Here is a 19,657-nt window from a genome sequence, read left to right as displayed (position 1 = left end):
AGATCGAGGCTGCCCCCAACCACTCTTAACCATAAGATCAAATTCTGCGCCCGTTTTCAACAGCCTCGCCGGGCAAACCGGCGTCGGTCCCGGCTTTGAGCAAGAGCGGTCTCAAGCTGTCGGCCGGGCTATCCATACGGCTAGCAAGCCAGGTGCCAAGCTTGGCGGTGTCGAGTCCGGAGACCATTTTCCTGATCGGGCCGAGATTGGCGGCAGCCATGGAAAGACTTCGGTAACCAAGCCCCAACAGGACTGCCGCCTCCAAAGGCTTGGCCGCGATCTCGCCGCATACGGAGACCGGCACATTGTGGGCGGCGCAGGCATCGCGGATCTGTTTGAACAATCCGAGCGCCGCCGGGCTGAGGACATCGTACCGATCCGACACACGCGAATTCTGCCGGTCGGCGGCAAAGAAATATTGCATCAGGTCATTGGCGCCGACGGAAACGAAGTCGACGGCGTCGATCACATGCTCGATTGCCCAGGCAATACCCGGGGTTTCCAGCATGAGACCGATCTTGACCTCCGAGGGCATCGGATGGCCGTTATGGGCCGCATGCTGCAGCTCACGTTCCAGCATCGACCGCGCCGCCCGCATTTCCCACGGCGCCGAGATCATCGGGAACATCACGTGCAGTGGTCGCCCGGCAGCGGCCAGGATCAGGGCGCGCAGCTGGTAGCGCAGCAGGCCTGGCCGGTCGAGGCCCATGCGGATGGCGCGCCAGCCCAGGGCCGGATTGGGTTCGACCATGGAGGGCGCGAAAGGCGCCACCTTGTCACCACCCAGATCGAGGGTTCGGAACACGACCGGCTTGCCATTGGCGGCGTCGAGCACGGAGCGATAGACCGCCGCCTGGGCATCGAGCCGCGGCAGGGTGTCGGCGACCATGAACTGGAATTCGGTGCGAAACAGTCCGACGCCGTCGGCGCCGGCATCGGAGAGATGGCTCAGCTCCACCAGCAGGCCGGCATTGATGTGCAGGCCGATGCGCTCACCATCACGGGTCACGGCCGGGCCACGCATCTCGGCATAGGAGAGCCGGCGGACCGACAGGGCGTGCAGGCGCTCGTCATAGGCCTCGATCACATCGGCAGGCGGACGGATATGCAGCACGCCGAATTCGGCATCAAGGATCACCGGGTCGCCATTCTCGGCCCGGTCGAGCGCGCCTTCCAGGCGTCCGATCAGGGGAATGCCGAGCGCCTTGGCGACAATCGCCGCATGCGAGGAGGCCGAGCCTTCCTCAAGGGCAATCCCGCGCAATTTCGTGCGGTCAAAATCGAGCAATTCGGCCGGGCCGATATTGCGCGCAATCAGGATCGCATTGTCCGGGAGTTCAATCTGGGGCGTCGCCGCGCCGTCGAGATGGCGCAACAACCGGTTGGCCAGGTCTTCCAGATCGTGCAGCCGCTCGCGGAAGGTGAGATCAGCGGCCTTCATCAGACGCGCGCGGTTTTCATTGCGGACGCGTTCGATCGCCGCTTCCGCCGTCAGCCCCAGCCGGACAGCCTCGCGCAGGCGTTCCAGCCAGCCACGATCATGGGCAAACATGCGATAGGCCTGCAGCACGTCACGCGTCGGGCCACCGAAGGGCACACGTCCGCCCTCGAGCATGTCGTCGATCGAGGACCGGAGTCCGTCAATCGCGGCGTCGAGCCGGGCCTCCTCGCCGGTGGCATCTTCGGAAATCAGTCGGTCGGAACCGACATGCGGCTCGAAGAGGACGGCAACCCCCTTCACCAGCCCGCCAGAGAAGGCACCGCCTTGCAGCCGGTCGGGCCTGGACTGGCGCACATCGAGACCGGCCATTTCCTCGGAATCGGCAATATCGCCGGAGGCGACGATCTCGGCGAGAACCATGGCGACGGTCTGCAGCGAGTCGATTTCCTCCTCGCCGACCTGGCGCTCGACCGTCGACTGCGCCGTCAGCACACCGACCAGCCGGCCACCACGCAGGATCGGGACGCCAACGAAAGTGTTGAACGGCTCCTCACCGGTTTCCGGCTTGTAGGAAAACGCCGGGTGCGACCGGGCATCGAAGGTGGCAAACGGGCGGGCGCGTCGCGCCACAAGGCCCACCAGGCCCTCGCCCGGCTGCAGCCGCGTATGGTGGACGGCCTCGGCTTTCAGCCCGTGCGTGGCGCACAATTCCAGCGCACTCGAGCGCCGGGCCAGATAGATCGAACACACGTCCCAGCCCGCCTCTTCGGCGATCAGCGTCGTGAGATGGTCGAGCCGGTCCTGGGCGTTCTCACGCGTTGCCATGAGCTCGCGCATACGTCGCAACAGACGGCGCGGGTCGCGGGTATGGGGCGTTTTCACTTCCATCAATTTCCTACCCGGTCCAGGCCATAGGCCGCATGCAGGGCGCGCACCGCGCGCTCGACCGCATCATTGTCAATCAGTGCCGAGATCTTGATCTCGGACGTCGCGAGCACCTTTACGGCAATCCCGCTCTTGCCCAGCACGCCGAACAGCGAACGGGCGACATCGGCCCGCTGCCGCAGGCCGGCCCCGACAACCGAAACCTTGGCCAGACCGGTTTCCGAACCGATCCGCAGGCCGGGCAAGCCACGTTCCAGGGCCGATTGGGCACGATCAAGGTCGCGATGCGCAACTGAAAATTCCAGATTGACCGTGTCCGGCTCGCGCCCATGGGCCTGGACGATCATGTCGACGCCGATCCCGGCCTCGGAGAGAATGGAAAATGTCTCTCCAGCGAAACCCGATTGCGACGCGGCGCCCAGCACGGCGATGCGCGCCTGGTCGCGCGCATAGGCGACACCGGAGACGACGCGGCGTTCGGCGATATCGCGGTCAGGAAGGATATCCGTGCCGCGGCTCTCACCGGCGGCGAGAAAACTCGACAAGACCCGCATCGGCACATGGCGTGACTTGGCGAACTCGACCGAGCGCGCCTGCAGCACCTTGGCGCCCTGGGCGGCCAGTTCGAGCATTTCGTCATGGCTGATCGCATCCAGCCGGCGTGCGCCCGGCTCGATGCGCGGGTCGGTCGTGTAGACACCGTCGACATCGGTATAGATATCACAGCGCGCACCAAGCGCGGCCGCCAGGGCCGCGGCCGACAAATCCGTGCCACCGCGGCCAAGCGTACGCAGGCGGCCGTCGGCGGCAATACCCTGATAGCCGGCCAGCACCGGCACGATCCCCGCTTCCATCGCCGCTTCAAAGGCGGAAACCTCCATCCCGGCGATCCGCGCTGCGCCCGGCGGACCGTCGGTGAAGACCGGGGCCTGCCAGCCGAGAAAGGAGCGCGCCTGCAGGCCGCGTTCGCGCAAGGCCAGCGCCATCAGTGCGGCGGAGACCTGCTCGCCGGCCGCCAGGGCGACATCGGTCTCGACATCTCCCAGCCCGGCTGAGAACTCACCGGCCAGTCCGAGCAGACGGTCGGTTTCGCCGGCCATGGCCGACACCACCACCGCCAGGGTCTCGCCCCGCGCGACCGCATCCGCCACGAGGCCGGCAGCATGGCGGATGCGCTCGATCGTGCCGACCGAGGTTCCGCCGAATTTTGCGACCACGCGTGTCATTCCGCCTGTCCCTTGCTCTGCGCCACGGCCGCGACTGTTCAAATCGTCGCACCCGGCTCGATTAGCCCGCCGGGTAGGGCCATAATATGGCTGTCAGGATATCGTTGATGGTCATGGCCGTGCTATCGCGGTTTCCTACTTGGGCGAAGCCTTGTACGCAACGCTCGAACGCAATATCGCAAGAATTCGCCCGTCGGGAGAACAGGCATGTCGACAGCAACTGCGCCGGAAACCCTGTCGCGTCCCTCGGTGGATCCCGCCGAGGTCGAGAAATTTTCGCGCATCGCCGCCGACTGGTGGGATCCGGACTCCAAGTTCAAACCGCTGCACAAATTCAACCCGGTGCGGCTGGCCTTCATCCGCGAAACGATCTGCGCGCATTTCAACCGTTCCGGCGAGCGTCCGTTCGAGGGTCTGCGCATTCTCGATATCGGCTGCGGCGGCGGGCTCGCCTCGGAACCGATGGCCCGGCTCGGTGCCAGCGTCACCGGCGTCGATGCGGCCGAGGCCAATGTGAAGACCGCGTCGGTGCACGCGGCCGAACAGGGGCTTGAAATCGACTACCGCCACGGCGTCGCCGAGCAATTGATCGAGACCGGCGAGCCTCCCTTTGATGTCGTGCTCAATCTGGAAGTGATGGAACATGTCGCCAATCCCCACACATTCCTGGTCGATTGCGCCCAATTGGTGAAACCGGACGGGCTGATGATCTGCGCCACCATCAACCGGACCTCGAAAGCCTTCGCCCTCGCCATTGTCGGCGCCGAATGGGTGATGGGCTGGCTGCCGCGCGGTACCCACCGCTTCCACAAACTGGTGCAACCGACAGAACTCACGGCCGCCCTGCGTGCGGGCGGCATGGTTCCGGATGCGCCTGTGGGCGTGAGCTATAACCCGCTCAATGATCAGTGGAGCCTGGGCGAGGATACGAGCGTGAATTACATGGTGGTGGCGCGCAAAGCGGCGGACTGAGCCGGCTCAATTCGCCTTTTTCGGCGGTGTCGGGGCCAGCGCCTCGGGCAAAGGCGCCACCGGCACCCCCTCCTCGCGCAGCGCCTCGCTCTCTTCGGCCGAGGTCTCGCCATAGATCAGGCGTTCCGGCTTGTCGCCGGCATGAATGGCACGCGCCTCGGCGGCGAAGTCCTGACCGACATAATCATAATGCGTCCGGATATGCGCCTTCACCTGGGCCGCCATCGCCTTGAGTTTCGATTCCGGGGTCGCCTCCCGCTTGCGCGAGGTCGAGACGGCCGGCGACATCACCGCCTTGCGCACATCGTTTGAACCGCATTGCGGACACTCAACCAGGCCGCGTTCATTCTGCTCGTCAAAGGCCGCCGAGTTCGAAAACCAGGCTTCGAACCGGTGTTCACCGTCACAAACAAGGGCGTAGCGGATCATCGCAGGATCATTTCGTCCGGCCCGCCCAATTCACGGTCATGCAGCAGGGCGGGAATGCGCGCGCGGGCATCATCAGCCTTCGCCGGATCCAGCTGTGCCAGCAATATGCCGGGCTCATCATGATCGAGCATGGCCACGACCTTGCCCCACGGATCGACAACCATGGAATGCCCCCAGGTACGGCGGCCATCCTCGTGCAGGCCACCCTGGGCCGGCGCGATCACCCAGGATCCGGTCTCGATCGCGCGGGCGCGCAGCAGGACTTCCCAGTGCGCCCGCCCGGTTGGACGGGTGAAGGCTGCCGGCACGGCGAGGATATGCGCCCCGGCCTGGGCCAGGCGGCGATAGAGATAGGCGAAGCGGATGTCATAGCAGATCGACAGGCCCAGCCGCGCATCACCGATATCGGCCAGCACCAGCCGGTCACCGGCGCGATAATTGGCGGATTCGCGATAGGTCTCGCCCTGCCCCAGCCCGACATCGAACATGTGGGCCTTGTCATAGGTCGCGAGCAATGTGCCGTCCGGGGCAAACAGGAAGGACCGGTTGGCAGCGCGCCGCTCACCCAGCTTCACGGCGAGAGAGCCGATCAGCAGGGTAATGCCGAGCTCCTTTGCCAGGGCCGCAAAGGCCGGGATCGCCGGATCATCCTCGGCCGTTCGCATCACGGCAAAGGCCCGGTCGGCATCCTTTTGCACCAGGTGCGTTGTCTCGGGCGTCGCTATCAGCCTTGCACCCTGTGCGGCGGCCTGACGGATCAGATCGCTGGCCATGGCCAGATTGGCGGCCGGATCGATACCGGAGCGCATCTGGATCAGGGCTGTCGCGATCGTGCTCATTTCAGACCGAGCAACCCGTCCAGCTTGCCGGAGCGTTCCAGAGCCATCAGTTGGTCGCACCCGCCGACATGGTCCTTGCCGATGAAGATCTGCGGAAAGGTGCGCCCGCCGTGGGAGCGCTGCACCATCTCCTCGCGCTTTTTCTGGTCGAAGCCGGCATCGATTTCCTCGAAATCGACCTTCTTCTGCTTCAGCAATGAGACAGCACGGGCGCAATAGCCGCACATTGGTCGGGTGTAGATTGTCACTTTGGCCATAAACAAACTCCTTCACGCCTTACATAGTGGCATCGCTGGCGCGTACAACACGGCAAAGCGTCACGACAGTCACAAGGGCAGCGCCGGCACGCCGGAGCTGCCGGGCGCAGGCCGAGGCGGTGGCGCCCGTTGTGAACACGTCATCCACCAACACAACATGCCTGCCGTCAAGCCCGTGCCCCGGCGCGATCCGGAATGCACCGGCCATGTTGCGCCGCCGCGACAGCACACTCTTGCCCGCCTGGCTCGGTGTCGCGCGGGATCGCAACAGCCAGCCGGCCCGCATCGGAATACCGGTCTGGCGAGACAATGCCTGGCCCAGCAGCGCCGACTGATTATAGCGCCGCGCCAGCAGCCGGCGCCAATGCAGTGGCACCGGCAGGATATAGTCGGCGCCCGAGAGGCAGGCCGCGCCGGCGCGTGCCATCCAGGCCGCAAACTGGTCGACCATTTCACGGCGGCCGCCATTCTTGAAACCGAGCACCAGTTGCCGCGAGACGTCGCCATAGACCAGCGGCGCGCGGGCGCGGTCGAATTTGGGCGGCCGGGCCAGGCAGAGCGCGCACAACAGGCCGCTCGTCGTGACCCCTGTCCCGTAGGGGAAGGGCACGCCACAGCAATCGCACCAGGGCGCGTCGATAAATTCCAGCCCCTGCCAGGCAGCAGCGTCGAGCCGCCCGCTGGCATCAACCGGGACGCTGCGCACCGGGCAGACCGGCGGCCAGACGGCATCGGCCAGAGCGGTCAGGACAGACTTGCTCATCACACCCCTTCCCTTCGGCGGGCGCAAAAGGCATATCGGCGGCATGTCATCCACCCTGCCCCCGCAATTATTTGATCGCGACCTCCTGCGCCAGCGTCGCAGTCGCGCGGCGGGCAGCATACAATCATACAATTTTCTGGTGCAACGGGCCTTCGACGATATCTGCGATCGCGTCGAGGGCGTGATGCGCGATTTCGACGAGACGCTGATACTCGGCGGCGGACCGGGCCTGCTCGGCGAATTGCGCCAGCGCCATGCCGGCAACAAGACGGCCCATGTCATCCAGAGTGATCTCGCCCCGGCTGTCGCGGGCCAGCTGGACGGCCCTGCCTTGGCCCTGGACGAAGAGCGCCTGCCCTTCAGCGATGCCAGCCTCGATCTCATTCTCGCGCCGCTCGGCCTGCACTGGACCAATGACCTGCCCGGCGTGCTGGTCCAGCTGCGCCGCGCCCTCAAGCCCGACGGCTTCTTTGCCGCTGCCCTGCTGGGCGGCAACAGCCTGACCGAATTGCGCCAGTCCCTGATGACAGCCGAGGCCGAGCTCACGGGCGGCGCCCATGCGCGCGTGTCCCCGCTGGCCGGGACCTTCGACATCGCCGCCCTGCTGCAGCGCGCGGGCTTCACCATGCCGGTTGCCGATATCGACCGCGTCACCGTGCGCTATGACAATGCCTTTGCCCTGATGGCCGATCTGCGCGGCATGGGTGAGACCAGCATTCTCGCCGACCGCCCCCGCACCCCGGCGACACGGGCCCTGTTCGTGCGGATGGCGGAAATCTATGCCGAGCGCTTTTCCGATCCGGACGGACGTATCCGCGCCAGCTTCGAGATCGTCCATGCTGCCGGCTGGGCGCCTCATCCCGATCAGCCGAAAGCTAAGCGGCCCGGCTCGGCAACGGTCAGGCTGGCTGATGCGCTGGGTGTGACGGAGGAATCTGCGGGCGAGAAGGCCGGGCGCTAGAGCGCGCCGGCGACGTCTTCATAAAGCCGGGCAACGGCCGGGCCGAAGGTGGCCCACAGCCCGAGGATCACCGTCGCCATTGCGGCGGCAATCATGCCGTATTCGATCGCCGTGGCGCCGTTTTCATCGCGGATGAAATTCTTCAGCAAGCTCATCACAGGCGATCCCTCAACTCCGCAGCCAGCGGGAGATCCGCGGCCGGCATGCGATAATCGCGCAGCTTTTCCTTGCGGACCCAGGCCAGCTCCTGGCCCTCATTGGCCTGCGGGAAACCGTCCCAGGTGCGGCACAGGAAAAAGGGCATCACGATGTGAAAATCCGGATAGGCATGGGAGACGAAGGCAAAGGGGTGCAGGCACCGTTCGCACGGCTCGACACTCAGCTCTTCACGCAATTCGCGAACCACAGCCTGCTCCGGTGTCTCGCCCGGCTCGATCTTGCCGCCGGGGAATTCCCAAAGGCCCGCCATCGGCTTTCCCTCGGGGCGCTGTGCAATCAGGATACGGCCATCCGCATCGAGCAAGGCACAGGCAGCAACATAAAGGACCGGTTTGGGGCCAGGTTCAGCCATTATGAAGAAACTCCGTTAAGGGCGGGTGCAGGAACGCGGTTAAGCGGGTCTTAGCCCGGATCCGCCGGGGGTTCATCCGCCTGGGGCGGTTCACCATCCACATCGGGCGCGTCATCCGGCCCCGCCACTTCGCCGGTCGCCGTCTCGAGGCTGATATCGCCGTCCGGCAGGGCAATCCGTTCGATCACAGCCTGCTCGCGCAGCCCGTCGATCAGGCCTTCCAGCTGGTCGAATGTATAGAAGCGCACAATGTTCGGCCGCAGGTCCTCGAGCGAGGGCGGTGGTTCGCGGCGGCGGTCGACCACCCGCAATATGTGCCAGCCGAACTCGGTCTGGAAGGGTTCCGAGGTCTCACCCTCGCCGGTCCTGAAGGCGACCGCACCAAAGGCCGGCAACACGCCCTCGCGGGTGAAATAACCCAGATCGCCGCCCTCCAGCCGCGTCGCCTGGTCCTGGCTCATGCGCACCGCAAGCGCGGCGAAATCCTGCCCGGAATCGATCAGGGCCTTGATCGCCTCGGCTTCCTCGCGCGTGTCGACAAGGATATGGCGGGCCCGCACTTCCTCGCCGAGCGGGATCAGGCGGACCTGCTCCTGGTAAATGCGCTCGATGGTTTCCTCATTGACCGCATCAGCCAGCGCCGTCTCGACCAGGACATTGCCGAGAATGCGCTCTTCCGCCAGCGCCAGCCGGCGCAGCGCCTCTTCCGACTGATCAAGCCCGCGCCGGCGCGCCTCCATCGCCAGCAGGCGCTGATCGATCAATTCGTCGAGAATATCGGCAAAGGCTTCACTGCCCGGCGCGACCTGCGGCGAGTCGCTGCCTTCGGCCTGGCTGGCCGCCTCGCGCTCGACATCGGAGCGCCGGATTACGGTGCCGTCGACCCGGGCAAGGACCGGGTCGCGCTCATCCAATGACAGCGTCGGATTCGCAGCCCGGAGATCCTCTGCCGTGCGACGGGGTTCAGGGCCGCATCCGGCAAGTACGGCAAGCACCAAGGCACCTGCAAAAAGACGTTTCATCGACACTATCTTCACCTTGCCGGGCCGCACGGACGCAAACGGTGCCGCGCGGCTTGATTGACACTGAATGCCCCCATCCTTAAGTCAGCCAGACGTTTCAAAGCAATGCCAGCGCCTGCGCCGGTCCATTGATCTGGCCCTTGCAGAGTTGCTAGCCCAACCGTTGTTCGCAAAGCCAGACCCCATGCTCTCACTTGCCCGCAAGATCTTCGGAACCGAAACAGGCCGCAAACTGCGCCGCATGAAGCCGGTTGTCGATCAAATCAACGCATACGAGGCCGAGTACAAGGCGCTCTCCGACGATGCCCTCAAGGGCAAGACCGCCGAGTTCCGCGCCCGTCTCGAACAAGGCGCCAACCTCAATGATCTCCTGCCGGAGGCCTTCGCGGCGGTTCGCGAAGCGGCCGACCGGGCGATCGGCCTGCGGCCCTATGATGTGCAGCTGATGGGCGGCATCGTGCTCAATGACAGCTCGATCGCCGAAATGAAGACCGGTGAGGGCAAGACGCTTGTTGCCACCCTGCCGAGCTATCTCAACGCCCTGCCCGGCACGGGCGTCCATGTCGTCACCGTCAATGACTATCTGGCGACGCGGGATTCCGAGTGGATGGGCAAGGTCTTCGCGCAACTGGGCATGACGACCGGCGTTATCTCGCACGGCAAGTCCGACCAGGAACGCCGCGAGGCCTATGCCTGCGACATCACCTACGCGACCAATAACGAGCTCGGCTTCGATTATCTGCGCGACAACATGAAGTATTCGATCGAGGAAATGGTCCAGCGCGGCCATGCCTATGCCCTCGTCGACGAAGTCGATTCCATCCTGATCGATGAAGCCCGTACGCCGCTGATCATCTCCGGCCGGACCGAGGATCGCACCGAATTCTACAAGACGATCGATGCCCTGATCCCGCAACTGGGCGAGGACTGCTACGAGATCGACGAGAAGGCCCGCTCGATCCTGCTGACCGAAGAGGGCAATGAAGAGATCGAGCGCCTGCTGCGCGAAAACGATCTGCTCAAGGAAGGCGATCTGTATGACGTCGAGAATGTCTCGATCGTCCACCACGTCAATCAGGCCCTGAAGGCCCACAAGATCTTCCACATCGACAAGGACTACATCGTCAAGGACAGCGAAGTCCTGCTGATCGATGAGTTCACGGGTCGCATGATGCAGGGCCGCCGCCTGTCGGATGGCCTGCACCAGGCCATCGAGGCCAAGGAAGGCGCGAAGATCCAGCCGGAAAACCAGACTCTGGCCTCCGTCACCTTCCAGAACTATTTCCGCCTCTACAAGAAGCTCGCCGGCATGACCGGTACGGCTGTGACCGAGGCCGACGAATTCCATTCGATCTACAAGCTGGAAGTGGTCGAGATCCCGACCAACCGGCCGATCGCCCGTATCGACAATGAAGACGAGGTCTTCCGCACCCTGACCGACAAGTATGCGGCCATCGTCGATGATCTGGTCGATTGCCAGGAACGCGGCCAGCCGGTGCTGGTCGGTACCGTGTCGATCGAAAAGTCCGAGCAGTTGTCGCAATTGCTCAGCGACAAGAAGACCTTCCGCGAGACCCTCGGCCATCTCTATCCCAAGGATGAGGCCGAGATCGAGGCGTTCAAGAAATCGGGCCGTCCCGATGCGCGTCCACTCAAGGAAATGCTCAAACTGATCCCGCTCGAGCACAAGGTGCTCAATGCGCGCTATCACGAGCAGGAAGCGATGATCGTCGCCCAGGCCGGCACCCCCGGTGCGATCACCATCGCCACCAACATGGCCGGCCGCGGCACCGATATCCAGCTCGGCGGCAATGCCGATATGCGCATGACGCAATGGATCGCGGAACAGAACGCAAAGGGTGTCGAGCCCGACGATGCCGCCATCGAGGCCCAGAGAGCGGTCATCGCAGCGGATATCGCCGACAAGCGCGAAATCGCGCTCAAGGCCGGCGGTCTCTATGTCCTCGGTACCGAGCGCCATGAAAGCCGGCGCATCGACAATCAGCTGCGTGGCCGGACCGGCCGCCAGGGTGATCCGGGCCGTTCGAAATTCTATATCTCGGTGCAGGACGATCTGCTGCGCATTTTCGCGCCGGAACGCCTCGACGGGATCATGAAGACCCTTGGCCTGAAAGAGGGCGAGGCGATCACCCACCCCTGGATGTCCAAGGCGCTGGAGACCTCGCAGAAAAAGGTCGAGCAACGCAATTTCGACATCCGCAAGAACGTCCTCAAATATGATGACGTGATGAATGACCAGCGCAAGGCCGTGTTCGAGCAGCGCATTGATTTCATGACCTCCGGCGATGTTGCCGACGTCATCAAGGACATGCGCCACCAGACCGCCGAGGATCTCGTCGTCGCGCACATTCCGCCCAAGGTCTATGCCGATCAGTGGGATGTCGAAGGGCTGACGACCGAATTGCGCGACGTCTTCGGGCTCGACCTGCCCGTCGCCGAATGGGCGCAGGAGGAGGGTATCGCCGACGAGGAAATCCTCGAACGCGTGACCGAGGCCGCCGACCGGGCTTTCGCCGAGAAGGCCGCCAATGGCGGTCCCGAGCTGATGCGCCGGATCGAGAAATCCTTCCTGCTGCAGGCGATCGACCAGAACTGGCGCGAGCATCTGCAAAACCTCGATGCCATGCGCTCGATGATCGGCCTGCGCAGCTATGCCCAGCGCGATCCGCTCAACGAGTTCAAGACCGAGGCCTTCGAACTGTTCGAGAAGATGATGGACAATCTGCGGGTCGAAGTGACCAAGCAGTTGATGATGATCCGCTTCGAACGGGCGCCGGAAGCGCCGCAAGCGCCACAGGGAATCACAGCCACGCATGTCGACCCGCGCACGGGCCGCAATGAAATGGGCGATCCCGATGCCGGACCTGTCGCGGCGCGTGTCGCACCGACCCTGCGCCGCACCTCGACACCTGTCGATCCGAACAAGCCCGAGACATGGGGCCGGGTCGCGCGCAATGCCGCCTGCCCGTGCGGTTCCGGCAAGAAGTACAAACAGTGCCATGGCGCGATCGACAGCCAGGTCTGATATCCGGCTGCGTCCCGCCCGTCCGGGCGAGGAAGCGGCGCTGTCGGCGCTCTGTCTGCGCTCCAAGGGCCACTGGGGCTATGACGCGGCGTTCATGGACGCAGTCGCGCCCTTTCTCCGTGTCACCGGCGAGGCGATCCGCAAAGGTCATGCGACCGTCGCGGAATCAGCTGGCGGCCGAGTGCTGGGCGTCTGCCAGATCGACCCGGACGGCCATGGCGGCTCACTCGATTTGCTGTTCATTGAACCCGACGCGATCGGGACGGGCGCTGGCCGTGCGCTGTTCGAACACGCCAAGGCGCAATTGCGGGCGCTGGGCCTGCCCGTGATGACGATCCTCTCCGATCCCTATGCCGAACCCGCCTACCTGCACATGGGCGCACGCCGCGTCGAAATGCGCGCCTCGGACGTGTTCAAGGGACGGGAACTGCCCTGGCTCGAGGTCGACCTCTAGATTCTTCCGGCAGAGTGGCGCGGGCCGGCCCGCAGGCCGGGCCCCATCACCAGACTAGAACGCGCCGCCGCCGGCACGACCGATGGCGAGGAAGCGCTCGCGGCGCTGCTGACGCAATTCCTTGTCCGACAGACCGTCGAGCTTGGCCAGATTGGCTTCGATCGCATTGCCGACCGAGCGCATGGTCTCGACCGGATGACGGTGGGCACCGCCGATGGGCTCGGGAATGATCTCGTCGATGATCTTGAAGCCAAGCAGGTCCGGCGCGGTGATTTTCATCGCCACGGCGGCATCCTTGGCCTTGGCCTGGTCTTTCCACAGGATCGAGGCACAGCCTTCCGGCGAAATCACGGAATAGATCGAGTGTTCCAGCATCATCACGACATTGGCACTCGCCAGCGCCACAGCACCGCCGGAACCACCCTCGCCGGTAATGACCGAGATCAGCGGCGTGCCGAGCGTCAGGCAGCGCTCGGTTGAGCGCGCAATGGCTTCAGCCTGGCCGCGCTCTTCGGCGCCGAGCCCCGGATAGGCGCCGGCGGTATCGACGAAGGTCAGAACGGGAAGGTCGAATTTCTCGGCCAAATCCATCAGGCGGATCGCCTTGCGATAGCCCTCGGGCCGCGCCATGCCGAAATTATGGTGCAGGCGGCTTTCGGTATCATGGCCCTTCTCATGGCCGATCACCACCACGGAACGGCCACGGAAACGACCCAGCCCGCCGACAATGGCGGCGTCTTCAGAGAATCGGCGGTCGCCGCACAGCTCTTCGAAATCCTCGATCAGCGCCTTGCGGTAATCGCGAAAATGCGGCCGCTCGGGATGGCGCGCGACCAGCGTCTTGCGCCAGGGATCGAGCTTGCCATAAAGGGTGGCGAGCTGTTCGGACGCCTTCTGGCGCAGTTTCGCCGTTTCCTCAGCCATATCGGGCGCATCGTCGCCGCCCGCAGCGGAGAGCGTTTCAAGCTCTTCGATCTTGGCTTCCAGCTCGGCCAGCGGCCGTTCGAAATCGAGATAGGTACGCGTAGGATCGGACATGCCGGTTTAACGCCTGTGGACGTTTCAGAAGGCGCTGAACCTAACCAGCCCAGCCGGGCGTCACAAGTCCGCAATACTGTCAGCAGGCAGCGGCCGGCACGGGCAGACGTCAGGTTTTGCGCGCCAGCGGGTGCGCATTCTCGACCAGGGATTTCAGGCGCTCGTCCAGCACATGGGTGTAGATCTGCGTCGTCGAGACATCGGCATGACCCAGCAGGAGCTGGACGGAGCGCAGATCGGCACCGCGCGCCAGCAGATGCGTTGCGAAGGCATGCCGCAGCACATGCGGCGAAACCCGCCCCGGATCGAGGCCGGCCGCCAGGGCCAGTTCCTGCAGGATCTGGGCAAAGCGCTCGCGGGTAAGATGGCCGGACTTGGCCGTACGCGAGGGAAACAGGAAACGCTGGGCCTTTTGCGAGCCCGATTTGGCTGGTGGCAGATGGGCGGCGCGGACCTCGCGATAGGCCGCCATCGCCTCAAGGGCTGATGCCGTCAGCGGCACCAGCCGCTCACGCCCGCCCTTGCCGGTCACGAAAATACAGCGCTCGGTCTGGATAAAGGCGCTCAGCGGCAGCGAGACCAGTTCGGTGACGCGCAGGCCGCCGGCATACAGGATTTCCAGCAGGGCGCGGGTGCGCAGGCCCGAGGGCCCCGGCAGTTCGGCAGTGGCGGCGAATAGGGCGTCGACATCGGCCTCGCTGAGGATTTTCGGCAGGCTGCGCCCCTGCCTGGGACCGTGCAGCGGGGTGCACGGATCGTCACTGCGCCGCCCCTCGGAGAGCAGGAAACGATAGAATCGCTTCATCGCCGACAGGCGCCGTGCCGCTGTCGCCGCTGACAGGCCGTCGGATTCGATTCCGCCGAGCACCTGTTCCAGGTCCGGCGTCGTCGCCTGCGCCAGCCCGACGCCACGCGCCGCGAGCCGGGCCGAGACATCGGTCAGGTCGCGGGCATAGGCATCGAGTGTGTTCTTTGCAGCACCGCGCTCGGCGGCCATCATGTCGAGGAAGAGGTCGATCTCCGGACCGCTGCTCACACCGCCCTCGTCACCAGCCGTTCCAGCAGGATGTCGAGCGCTGCCCGGCGAAGGCCAATCGAATCGAGCACCGCGACGCAACGGCTCAATGTCTCAGCATTGGGCCGTGCCCCGCCGCGTACCAGGCTCGCGATCGCCAGCATGGCGGCCTCGGCATCAGCATCCGCCCGATCAGCCGCTTCCATGGCCAGCACTTCCGGACCCACCGATACCGGCGTCAGCTGCAGCAGGGCCGGACGCAGGCCCTCCGTCGCGCTGGCACCGAGCCGGTCGAGCGCGAGAATGTCGGCCAGGGCGGCGCTGCCATAGGCTTCGAAATGCGCCGCCAGCAAGGCTGAGGCCTGGTCGCCCGCCACCCGGTCGCGGGCAATGGCAATCGCCAGGTCGAGATTGACCATGCGGCGCGGTGATGGTGGCTCCCAGGCTGGCGGCACGCCATTGGCCAGGGCAGCAGCTATCGGATCCAGCGGTTTGCCGGTTTCGTCAAACATGGGCGCCGCTGGTTGTGGTGGTCCGTCCATCAGGGCATCGCGCCAGTCCGAAGCCGTCCGCACATCGCCGCCGAGCAGCGCGGCCAGCGCAAAACGATAGCCATCGGCCAGCGTTTCGCGCGTCAGTGGCAGGGTGTGAACTTCGCGGCCATAGCGGCGGCCTGCAGCAGCAAACCGCCCGGCCGCAACGGCATCATCCAGCAAGCCGGACAGGGCGGCTGCGGCGATGGCCCGATCAGTGCCCTGCACGAGCACCGCCTCGAGAGCGGCGGTACGTTCGACGCCAGACAGGGCCAGGGCTGCGGCCAGGGCCTCGGCCGGTTCGCTGGCCGGCACCGGTGTCGGCGCGGCGCGGCCGTGCACAAAGCGCTGCAGCCAACCCGGAGCGCCCGCCAGATCGAGGGCTTCCAGATCAGTGTCGCCATCGAGCTGGAAGGCCATGGCAAGCTTCAGACCGGAATCGATCGCAGGCAGGGCCGGCGGCGGCGTGCCCTCGAGCGTGATGGCGAACAGCATCGCATCATAGCCGGCATCCTCGCTGGCATTGCGGGCCAGTTCGGCCGTCAGCTCGGCGGCACTACCCTGACCGTCGAGGGCGAGGCAGAAGCCGCGCGCGCGCAGCCAGTAGGCCTGCTCGCGGCCCCGCAGCAAGGCATCGGCCGTATGGCAGGCATTGCGGGCATTGCCGGTCGCGAAGGCGAGCTCGGCATGCAGGCGTGACAAGGCTTCATTCTGATTGAGATTGGGCGTGCGCTCGAGCAGGTCATAGGCTTCGAACACGCCGCCTGCCGCCAGCAGACGGTCGGCACGCACTACCGGCAAGCCGGGGTCACCGCGTCCGCCCGCGGGCGGATAGCCGCCGGAGCTCAACACGGCGCGCGACAACTCGGCCAGCGCCGGCGACGTATAGCCCGCTCCGTCAGCCTCAGGCAGCAGGGTCAGGACCTGGCTGGCCATCTCGGCATCGCTGCCGTCCCATAACGAGATCCCCAGCGCGGCGCCGGGCAGACCCACTTCGAGCGGATCAAGCGCATCGAGACTTTGAACTTCGATCGGTCCCTGGGCGAGGGCGGTGCCGCCCAGCATCAGGGCCAGACCGCTAGCGCGGAAAATTATCGTCCAGCTCGACACGTACTTCCTCCTGCGACGGCTGCAGACCGTTCGCGATAACAACCAGCGTGCCAAAGCCCGCCGCGAAAATGCCGGCGATAATCACCAGGCCGACCAGAAAACCCCGCATGAATTCACCTTCCTCATGTGCAATTGGTGCGCCACCAGCATGGCAAACATCCGCGCGACAAGGGTAACCCCGATTGCGGCGATTTCCAGACGCTTTATACCGAAGGCATGACCCGTACTGCTTTACAAGATCATTCCATCGTCCTGATCGGACTGATGGGCGCCGGCAAGACCACGGTCGGACGCCGTCTCGCGGCGGCCATGGAGCGTCCCTTCGCCGATGCCGACCATGAAATCGAACGGGCCGCCGGGCGTACGGTCAGCGATATTTTCGAGGATTTCGGCGAAGCCGCCTTCCGCGATGGCGAGCGCCGCGTGATCGCGCGTCTGCTCGACGAACCGCCAATGGTGCTGGCGCTCGGCGGCGGCGCCTTCGTCGATCCGCAGACACGGGCACTGGTCAAGGACAGGGCCATCTCGATCTGGTTGCAGGCCGATGTCGAGACCCTGGCGGCACGTGTCGGCAGGCGTGATACCCGGCCCCTGCTGCGCGAGGGCGATCCGGCGGCCATCCTCGGACGCCTGCTTGAAGCCCGCCAGCCCGCCTATGCAGAGGCCGACATCCATGTTGATGCGTCGGCAGGCACGCATCAGGCAACGGCCGAGGCCATCCTCGACGCCCTGCAAGCCTGGGAGACGGACGCGTGAGTTCAGTTCTGACAGTACCGGTTGGCCTCGGATCGCGCGCCTATGACGTGCTGGTCGGCGATGGCGCCCTGGACGCCGCCGCGAACCGCCTGCCCGGCCTCTTTCCGCGCAAGCGCGCCATCCTCGTCACCGACAGCCATGTCGCGCCGCTGCATCTGGACCGCATCATCGCGCTGCTGGCCGGCGCCGGCCTCGCCTGCGATCCGATCGTGATGGAGCCAGGCGAGCGCACCAAGAGCTTTGCCGGGCTGGAACAGCTGGTCGATGCGCTGCTGGACCGCAATATCGAGCGCTCCGAGGCAGTAATCGCCCTGGGCGGGGGCGTCATCGGTGACCTGACCGGGTTTGCCGCAGCAGTCACCAAGCGCGGTGTGGACTTCATCCAGATCCCGACCACACTTCTGGCCCAGGTCGACAGCTCGGTGGGCGGCAAGACCGGGATCAATACCCGCCAGGGCAAGAATTTCGCCGGTGCCTTTCACCAGCCCCGCCTGGTGATCGCCGATACCGGCCTGCTCTCCACCCTGCCCGATCGCGAGCGCCGCGCCGGCTATGCCGAGATCGTCAAGGCGGCGCTGATCGGCGATGCGGCCATGTTCGAACGCCTCGACGCAGCCGGTGCCGGTGTGTTGCAAGGCGCGCCGCTGGCCCGGGCCATCGCCGATGCCGTCGCCTTCAAGGCACGGATCGTCGCCGAGGACGAGCTGGAACACGGCAATCGAGCCCTGCTCAATCTCGGCCACACCTTTGCCCATGCCTTCGAGGCCGAAGCACCCAAGGATGCCATCCGCCATGGCGAGGCGGTCGCCGCAGGTATCGCCCTCGCCTTTCGCTATTCCGTCGCGCGGGGCGAATGCCCGGCCGGCGATGCCGAGCGCGTCGAGGCGCATTTGCGTGCCGTCGGCCTGCCGTGGAATGCGGCAAGCCTGGCCCACCAGGACTGGGATGCGGCACGGCTGGTTGCGCGCATGCGTGATGACAAGAAGAACCAGGCCGGGGAAATCACCTTGATTCTGGCCCGGGGTATTGGCAAAGCCTGGATAGACCCTAGGATTGACGCGACGCATCTCGTCGCATTTTTGGAGACTTCGCTCTCATGAGCCTCGACTGGAGCCTGATTGGCCCCGCCCTGCTGATTCTCGGCCTGCTGTGTCTGTCGGCCTTTTTCTCCGGTTCGGAAACCTCGCTGACCGCGACCTCTCGCGCCCGCATCCTTCAGCTTGAGCGCGACAAAAATCCCGACGCGGCACGGGTCAACCGGCTGATCAGCGATGGCGAGGGCCTGCTGGGATCGCTTCTGCTCGGCAATAACCTGGTCAATATCGCGGCCTCCATGCTGACCGGGCAATTATTCGCCCGCGTGCTTGGCGGCGAGCACAGCGTCTGGATCGCCACGGCCGTGATGACCGTGCTGGTGCTGGTCTTCGCGGAAGTGATGCCGAAGACCTACGCCCTGTCCAATCCGGAACGCTTTGCCCTGTTCGTATCGCGACCGGTTCTGATCATCGTGCGCGTTTTCGCGCCGATCGTCGGGGCGGTACAGGCGATTGTGCGCGGTGTGCTGCGCCTGTTCGGCGCGACCGTCGAAGGCCCGGTCCTGTCTGCCCATGACGAATTGCGTGGCACCATCGCGCTGCATCACGAGGAAGGCGGCGTGGTCAAGAATGACCGCGACATGCTTGGCGGCGTGCTCGATCTGCGTGATCTGACCGTTGACGACATCATGGTGCACCGCAAGTCGATCCACATGATCGATATCGAACGCCCGGCTTCGGAGATCGCCCAGGACGCCCTGCACAGCCCGCATACGCGCCTGCCACTCTACCAGGGCGACCCGGACAATATTGTCGGCGTGCTGCACGCGCGCGATCTGGCGCGGGCCATGCACGACAATGATGGCGACCCGTCAACGATCGACATCAAGGCGATCCTGCGTGAACCCTGGTTCGTGCCGGAAACCACCGAGGTGCTCGACCAGCTCAATGCCTTCCGCGAAAAGCGCGAGCATTTCGCCCTCGTCGTCGACGAGTACGGCGCGCTGATGGGCCTGGTGACGCTGGAGGATATCCTCGAGGAGATCGTCGGCGCGATCGAGGACGAGCACGACATCACGGTCGAGGGCATCCGGCCCGAGGCGGAGGGGATCTGGCTGGTCGATGGTGTGGTGCCGATCCGCGATCTCAACCGGGCACTGGACTGGCAATTGCCGGACGAGGAGGCCGTCACGCTGGCCGGCCTGGTGATCCACGAGGCCCAGACCATTCCCGAACGGGGCCAGGTTTTCCATTTCCACGGCGTACGCTTTGAAGTCGTCGAACGCCGCCGCAACCAGATCACGC

The 19,657-nt window shown here is 65.1% G+C and carries 20 protein-coding genes; 7 read left to right on the top strand and 13 right to left on the bottom strand.

Translation table 11 applies throughout. The annotated features are described in order from the left end of the window. Positions 1-37: 37 nt before the first annotated feature. Both ptsP and ACN0YF_RS13115 read right to left on the bottom strand, forming a co-directional pair. A complete protein-coding gene (ptsP, locus tag ACN0YF_RS13120) occupies positions 38-2,329 on the bottom strand; it encodes a phosphoenolpyruvate--protein phosphotransferase (protein ID WP_417483109.1) in 2,292 nt (763 codons plus the stop codon). Continuing rightward, on the bottom strand, positions 2,329-3,552 hold the full coding sequence (locus ACN0YF_RS13115) for an aspartate kinase (RefSeq protein ID WP_417494726.1): 1,224 nt from the start codon (positions 3,550-3,552) through the stop codon (positions 2,329-2,331). The genes ptsP and ACN0YF_RS13115 overlap by 1 nt, the downstream gene beginning before the upstream one ends. A 207-nt stretch (positions 3,553-3,759) precedes the next feature. Here ACN0YF_RS13115 and ubiG point away from each other — a divergent pair, with 207 nt between their 5' ends. Beyond that, entirely contained in the window at positions 3,760-4,524 is a 765-nt protein-coding gene (ubiG, locus tag ACN0YF_RS13110; protein WP_417483111.1) for a bifunctional 2-polyprenyl-6-hydroxyphenol methylase/3-demethylubiquinol 3-O-methyltransferase UbiG, read from the top strand. Positions 4,525-4,530: 6 nt separating this feature from the next. On the opposite strand, the gene ACN0YF_RS13105 is transcribed toward ubiG, so the two are convergent. Genes ACN0YF_RS13105 through ACN0YF_RS13090 form a run of 4 tightly spaced genes read right to left on the bottom strand, consistent with a single transcriptional unit; the run spans position 4,531 to position 6,812 of the window. Continuing rightward, a complete protein-coding gene (locus tag ACN0YF_RS13105; protein WP_417483112.1) occupies positions 4,531-4,953 on the bottom strand; it encodes a DUF1178 family protein in 423 nt (140 codons plus the stop codon). After that, positions 4,950-5,792, bottom strand: a complete 843-nt coding sequence (locus tag ACN0YF_RS13100) for a carbon-nitrogen hydrolase family protein (RefSeq protein ID WP_417494725.1) — start codon at positions 5,790-5,792, stop codon at positions 4,950-4,952. Before ACN0YF_RS13100 ends, ACN0YF_RS13105 begins: the two co-directional genes overlap by 4 nt. Then, on the bottom strand, positions 5,789-6,049 hold the full coding sequence (gene grxC, locus ACN0YF_RS13095) for a glutaredoxin 3 (RefSeq protein WP_417494724.1): 261 nt from the start codon (positions 6,047-6,049) through the stop codon (positions 5,789-5,791). The genes ACN0YF_RS13100 and grxC overlap by 4 nt, the downstream gene beginning before the upstream one ends. A gap of 19 nt (positions 6,050-6,068) precedes the next feature. After that, positions 6,069-6,812 (bottom strand): ComF family protein, encoded by a 744-nt coding sequence (locus ACN0YF_RS13090; protein WP_417494723.1) that lies wholly within the window; start codon positions 6,810-6,812, stop codon positions 6,069-6,071. Positions 6,813-6,855: 43 nt separating this feature from the next. Here ACN0YF_RS13090 and ACN0YF_RS13085 point away from each other — a divergent pair, with 43 nt between their 5' ends. After that, positions 6,856-7,773, top strand: a complete 918-nt coding sequence (locus ACN0YF_RS13085) for a methyltransferase domain-containing protein (RefSeq protein ID WP_417494722.1) — start codon at positions 6,856-6,858, stop codon at positions 7,771-7,773. Here the strand turns inward: ACN0YF_RS13085 and ACN0YF_RS13080 are convergent. From ACN0YF_RS13080 to ACN0YF_RS13070, 3 genes are read right to left on the bottom strand one after another with little or no spacing between them, the layout of a single operon-like run. Beyond that, positions 7,770-7,928: a Flp family type IVb pilin gene (locus ACN0YF_RS13080; protein ID WP_417483117.1), complete on the bottom strand. Its 159-nt coding sequence runs from the start codon at positions 7,926-7,928 to the stop codon at positions 7,770-7,772. The genes ACN0YF_RS13085 and ACN0YF_RS13080 overlap by 4 nt on opposite strands. Beyond that, positions 7,928-8,344, bottom strand: coding sequence for an 8-oxo-dGTP diphosphatase MutT (mutT, locus tag ACN0YF_RS13075; RefSeq protein ID WP_417494721.1), 417 nt, complete (start codon positions 8,342-8,344; stop codon positions 7,928-7,930). The genes ACN0YF_RS13080 and mutT overlap by 1 nt, the downstream gene beginning before the upstream one ends. A gap of 50 nt (positions 8,345-8,394) precedes the next feature. Beyond that, positions 8,395-9,258 (bottom strand): peptidylprolyl isomerase, encoded by an 864-nt coding sequence (locus ACN0YF_RS13070; protein WP_417494720.1) that lies wholly within the window; start codon positions 9,256-9,258, stop codon positions 8,395-8,397. Positions 9,259-9,550: 292 nt separating this feature from the next. Between ACN0YF_RS13070 and secA the strand changes: the two genes are divergently transcribed. Both secA and ACN0YF_RS13060 read left to right on the top strand, forming a co-directional pair. Beyond that, positions 9,551-12,412: a preprotein translocase subunit SecA gene (gene secA / locus ACN0YF_RS13065; RefSeq protein WP_417494719.1), complete on the top strand. Its 2,862-nt coding sequence runs from the start codon at positions 9,551-9,553 to the stop codon at positions 12,410-12,412. Beyond that, positions 12,387-12,866 (top strand): GNAT family N-acetyltransferase, encoded by a 480-nt coding sequence (locus ACN0YF_RS13060; protein ID WP_417494718.1) that lies wholly within the window; start codon positions 12,387-12,389, stop codon positions 12,864-12,866. The genes secA and ACN0YF_RS13060 overlap by 26 nt, the downstream gene beginning before the upstream one ends. Before the next feature lie 54 nt (positions 12,867-12,920). Here ACN0YF_RS13060 and ACN0YF_RS13055 read toward each other — a convergent pair whose 3' ends face one another. The 4 genes from ACN0YF_RS13055 to ACN0YF_RS13040 form a co-directional block, all read right to left on the bottom strand. Beyond that, complete coding sequence (locus ACN0YF_RS13055) at positions 12,921-13,904, bottom strand: acetyl-CoA carboxylase carboxyltransferase subunit alpha (protein ID WP_417483122.1); 984 nt, start codon at positions 13,902-13,904, stop codon at positions 12,921-12,923. A gap of 109 nt (positions 13,905-14,013) precedes the next feature. Next, positions 14,014-14,940: a site-specific tyrosine recombinase XerD gene (locus tag ACN0YF_RS13050; protein ID WP_417494717.1), complete on the bottom strand. Its 927-nt coding sequence runs from the start codon at positions 14,938-14,940 to the stop codon at positions 14,014-14,016. Next, a complete protein-coding gene (locus ACN0YF_RS13045) occupies positions 14,937-16,562 on the bottom strand; it encodes a hypothetical protein (RefSeq protein ID WP_417494715.1) in 1,626 nt (541 codons plus the stop codon). Before ACN0YF_RS13045 ends, ACN0YF_RS13050 begins: the two co-directional genes overlap by 4 nt. Next, positions 16,531-16,671, bottom strand: coding sequence for a hypothetical protein (locus ACN0YF_RS13040; protein WP_417494714.1), 141 nt, complete (start codon positions 16,669-16,671; stop codon positions 16,531-16,533). Before ACN0YF_RS13040 ends, ACN0YF_RS13045 begins: the two co-directional genes overlap by 32 nt. Before the next feature lie 107 nt (positions 16,672-16,778). Here ACN0YF_RS13040 and ACN0YF_RS13035 point away from each other — a divergent pair, with 107 nt between their 5' ends. The 3 genes from ACN0YF_RS13035 to ACN0YF_RS13025 all read left to right on the top strand — a co-directional run. Further along, on the top strand, positions 16,779-17,318 hold the full coding sequence (locus tag ACN0YF_RS13035) for a shikimate kinase (RefSeq protein WP_417483156.1): 540 nt from the start codon (positions 16,779-16,781) through the stop codon (positions 17,316-17,318). Then, on the top strand, positions 17,315-18,418 hold the full coding sequence (gene aroB, locus ACN0YF_RS13030) for a 3-dehydroquinate synthase (RefSeq protein WP_417494713.1): 1,104 nt from the start codon (positions 17,315-17,317) through the stop codon (positions 18,416-18,418). Before ACN0YF_RS13035 ends, aroB begins: the two co-directional genes overlap by 4 nt. After that, a partial coding sequence (locus ACN0YF_RS13025) for an HlyC/CorC family transporter (protein WP_417494712.1) occupies positions 18,415-19,657 on the top strand: 1,243 nt, incomplete at its 3' end. The genes aroB and ACN0YF_RS13025, both read left to right, overlap by 4 nt.

Source organism: Maricaulis sp. (assembly GCF_048270265.1).
Lineage (GTDB): Bacteria > Pseudomonadota > Alphaproteobacteria > Caulobacterales > Maricaulaceae > Maricaulis.
Note: the sequence above shows the minus strand (reverse complement) of the source record. Positions and strands in the feature narration are given on the sequence as shown.